At 67.6% G+C, this 3,425-nt stretch carries 5 protein-coding genes and 1 pseudogene; all 6 read right to left on the minus strand.

Annotation, left to right across the window (positions count from 1 at the left end):
• A pseudogene (locus tag AC5RUJ_RS12850) lies at positions 1-257 on the minus strand (tRNA (guanosine(37)-N1)-methyltransferase TrmD); the annotation flags it as partial.
• Positions 258-806 (minus strand): ribosome maturation factor RimM, encoded by a 549-nt coding sequence (gene rimM / locus AC5RUJ_RS12855; protein ID WP_494128257.1) that lies wholly within the window; start codon positions 804-806, stop codon positions 258-260.
• Between the two features lie 110 nt (positions 807-916).
• Positions 917-1,156, minus strand: a complete 240-nt coding sequence (locus tag AC5RUJ_RS12860) for an RNA-binding protein (protein ID WP_493977361.1) — start codon at positions 1,154-1,156, stop codon at positions 917-919.
• Positions 1,156-1,584 carry a 30S ribosomal protein S16 gene (rpsP, locus tag AC5RUJ_RS12865; RefSeq protein ID WP_493977360.1) on the minus strand — a complete coding sequence of 143 codons (429 nt, stop codon included), beginning with the start codon at positions 1,582-1,584 and terminating at the stop codon, positions 1,156-1,158. The genes AC5RUJ_RS12860 and rpsP overlap by 1 nt, the downstream gene beginning before the upstream one ends.
• 229 nt (positions 1,585-1,813) lie before the next feature.
• Entirely contained in the window at positions 1,814-2,299 is a 486-nt protein-coding gene (locus AC5RUJ_RS12870; protein WP_493999966.1) for a hypothetical protein, read from the minus strand.
• Between the two features lie 69 nt (positions 2,300-2,368).
• On the minus strand, positions 2,369-3,256 hold the full coding sequence (locus AC5RUJ_RS12875) for a VOC family protein (RefSeq protein ID WP_494128258.1): 888 nt from the start codon (positions 3,254-3,256) through the stop codon (positions 2,369-2,371).
• Between the last annotated feature and the right edge of the window lie 169 nt (positions 3,257-3,425).

Below are 3,425 nucleotides of genomic sequence, written 5' to 3' on the forward strand. Positions count from 1 at the left end.
GGGCGGGCCGGCACGTCCCCGCGGGGGCTCGCGGCAACGACCGATTCGAGCGCCTGCGCCCAGGGTTCGGGCTTCATGACCATGCCCGCGCCGCCGCCGTACGGGGTGTCGTCGACGGTGCGGTGGCGGTCGGTAGTGAAGTCGCGCAGGTCGTGGACCTGCAGCTGCAGCAGCCCGTCCTGGCGCGCCTTGCCGATCAGCGACAGGTCCAGCGCGGCCAGGTACTCCGGAAAGATGCTGACGACGTCGATGCGCACCTAGCGCTCCCCCTCGCCGTCGTCGGGGGCCTCCTGCGCATCCGGCGAGTTCAGCTCGAACAGCCCGGCCGGCGGGGTGAGCCGGACAAAGCCCGCCTCCACGTTTACCTCCGGCACGATCTCCTCGACGAACGGCACGAGGACTTCCCCGCCGTCCAGGTCCTCCACGACCAGCAGGTCCTGGGCGGGCATGGTGTTCAGGCCGGAGACCTTGCCGACCGCGTCTTCCCCTATGCGCACCTCGAGGCCGACGAGCTCGTGCTCGTACCACGCGTCGTCGTCGTCCTCGACGTCCTCGGTGTCGACGAAGAGCCTGGCGCCGCGGAGTTCTTCGGCGCCGTTGCGGTCGGCGACTTCATGGAAACCCAGCAGCAGGATGTCCTTGTTCCAGCGGGCACTGCGCACCGTCAGCGGCCCCAAACCGGCCGGCTCCACGGTCAGCTCGACGTCGGGGACGAAGCGATCGGCCGGAGCGTCGGTCAGCACCTGCACCGTGACCTCGCCCCGGATGCCGTGCGGCTTGCCGATCCGGGCAACTTGTACCTGCATGCAGACTCCTTTGGAAGAAAAACGTCCGGCCCCTGGACCATTATCTGGTACAGGGGCCGGAGGTTATGGAATGGGTGCCCGGCTCGATGCCGGGCAGGCGCCGATCCGGATCAGCGGCGGCGGTCGGTATCGACCACATCCACGCGGACCTGGTCATCGGCCAAGGCGTTCACCACGGTGCGCAGTGCGCGGGCGGTGCGGCCCTGGCGGCCGATGACGCGGCCCAGATCCTCCGGATGAACACGCACCTCGATGATGTCACCGCGGCGGTTGCTCTTCTGCGTTACCTTGACGTCGTCAGGACTGTCAACGATCCCGCGGACCAGATGATCGAGCGCTTCGGCCAGCATTACTCAGCCTTTTCGGCTTCGTCTGCGGCTGCTTCCTCGGCCGGAGCCTCGGCAGCTTCTTCCTTCTTGGCCTTCGGGGTGATGGCCTCGGGGACGATCACGGAGTCCTTTTCGGGAGCCACGAAGGCTTCCTTGGCAGCCTTGGTCTTGAGGGTGCCTTCCTGGCCCTCAATGCCCTTGAACTTTTGCCAGTCGCCCGTGATCTTGAGCAGAACTTCGGCCTGCTCGGTCGGCTGGGCGCCGACGCCGAGCCAGTACTGGGCACGCTCGGAGTTGATCTCGATGAACGAGGGCTCTTCGGTCGGGTGGTACTGCCCGATCTCCTCGATGGCACGGCCGTCGCGCTTGGCGCGGGCATCCATGACAACGACGCGGTAGTGGGCAGAGAACTTCTTACCGAAGCGCTTAAGGCGAATCTTTACGGCCACTGTTGTGGTCACTCCTGGTTCTGAAAATGGGCGAACCCGTATGTCTGCTCCCGTGGGGCGGGCCATGGTTGGGGTTCAAAGGACAAGATACACACGCGGAGAGAGGGGCCGCGCAGATCGAGTACCTGTCTATTGTGCCAGATGGGAACCAATCCGCGCGACTTGGCGACGGCGGCGCGTTGCCACCGGTTCGGCGGCAGGCACTTCAGGCCGCTCGACCCGGGAAACGTCAGGCTTCGGCGGTCGTGGACCAGACGTAGAGCTGCTGGCGTTCGGCCTGCTCCGCCAGCGACGCCAGCTGTGCAATCCGGCGCACGTTGTCTTCGGCGATGGCCCCGCTGAACGGCATGTCCTCTTCCGCGGCCCACCGCGAGGCAACCTCCGGGATCAGGGAGGCACCGTCGTCGTCGGTGTAGGTCAGCAGTTCGGCCAGCGACTGGACCATGGCATCCGGGGCGACCATCAGGTAGTCGCTGGAGACGTCGGCCATGTCCAGGGCCTCGCCGCCGGCGGCGCCGACGGCCTTCGCGGCCAGGCCGCCGAGGATCTCGACCTCAAGGTCGGTGACCCCGTTGAGGCGAAGGCTGGGCGCATCCTCGACCTCGGCCATCGGCCCGTCGGTTTCCCCGCGGGAGTCGACGCTGGCCTCAAGCTCGGCGGCGCGCCGGACGGCGACATCGTGGGTGGCGACGAAGATTTCGGTGGTTCCGGACATCTGCAGGTCCTTCCGCGGCTAGACCGAGTGGTACCTCTTCAGCCTAGCCGCACCGGGCGGGATTCCGCCTCAGCCGACGGCGACGCGCAACTGGTTGCGCCACGGGTCCTCGAAGCGCAGCTCGGCCCCGGTGTGGTGGTGGGCGATGCCGGCGCTGGTGAGGCGTTCGGTCAGGGCGCCGACCTCGTCCTCGGTCGGCACGTGGATCAGCACCTCGCCCAGACCCAGGGTGTCCTTGCGCGGCCCGGCGCCGCGGCTGTTCCAGACGTTCATGGCCATGTGGTGGTGGTAGCCGCCGGCGGCGACGAACAGTGCCTGGCCGTGCCAGCCGGCGGTGCGTTCGAAGCCGAGGGTCTTCACGTAGAATTCCTCGGCGACGTTGGTGTCGCCGACCTGCAGGTGCACGTGGCCGATCCCGGCGCCGGCCTCGCGCTGGGTGGACAGCGACTCCTCGGTCAGGTGGCTCTGCAGGTAGGTCTGGGGGTTCAGGGCCAGGCTGTCCATGTGGACCTCCTTGCCGTCGGCGGTCTCGTTCCAGGACCACTGGTCGCGGGGGCGGTCCCAGTAGAGCTCGATGCCGTTGCCCTCCGGGTCGGTGAAGTAGAACGCCTCGCTGACCAGGTGGTCGGCGCTGCCGGCGAACCGGGAGGGGTCGGTCTGCGCCGCGGTGGCCACGGTGGCGGCCAGGTCCGACTGGTTCTCGAACAGGAAGGCGGTGTGGAAGAGGCCGGCTTCGCCGCGCGACGGCAGCTGCAGCCCGTTGGCCGGGGCCAGGTGGAGCAGCGGCGTGGTGCCGCGGCCCAGGTAAACCCCGCCGAGTCCCTCGGAGACCGGGTCCAGTCCCAGCGCCCGCTGGTAGTAGTTGGTCATGTTCTTCATGTCGCCGACCTTGAGCATCACGGTGCCCATGCTGAGGTCGGCCGAGAGCAGGTCCTGGGGGTTTACTTGAATGTTCATGCAATTAACAATACTTGAAGCTTCACGTTTATTCCAGTCCGAACGCCTGCCGGTGTATCAGTGGTCAGCGGCGGCGCCGGTACGCCAGGTAGCTGCCCAGGGCCACGTCTCCGGCCGCCTGCAGCACCAGCCCCAGCGCGCCCGCGCGCAGGAACCGGGAGCTTGCGGG

It is taken from the genome of Arthrobacter sp. Y3223164 (assembly GCF_059091005.1).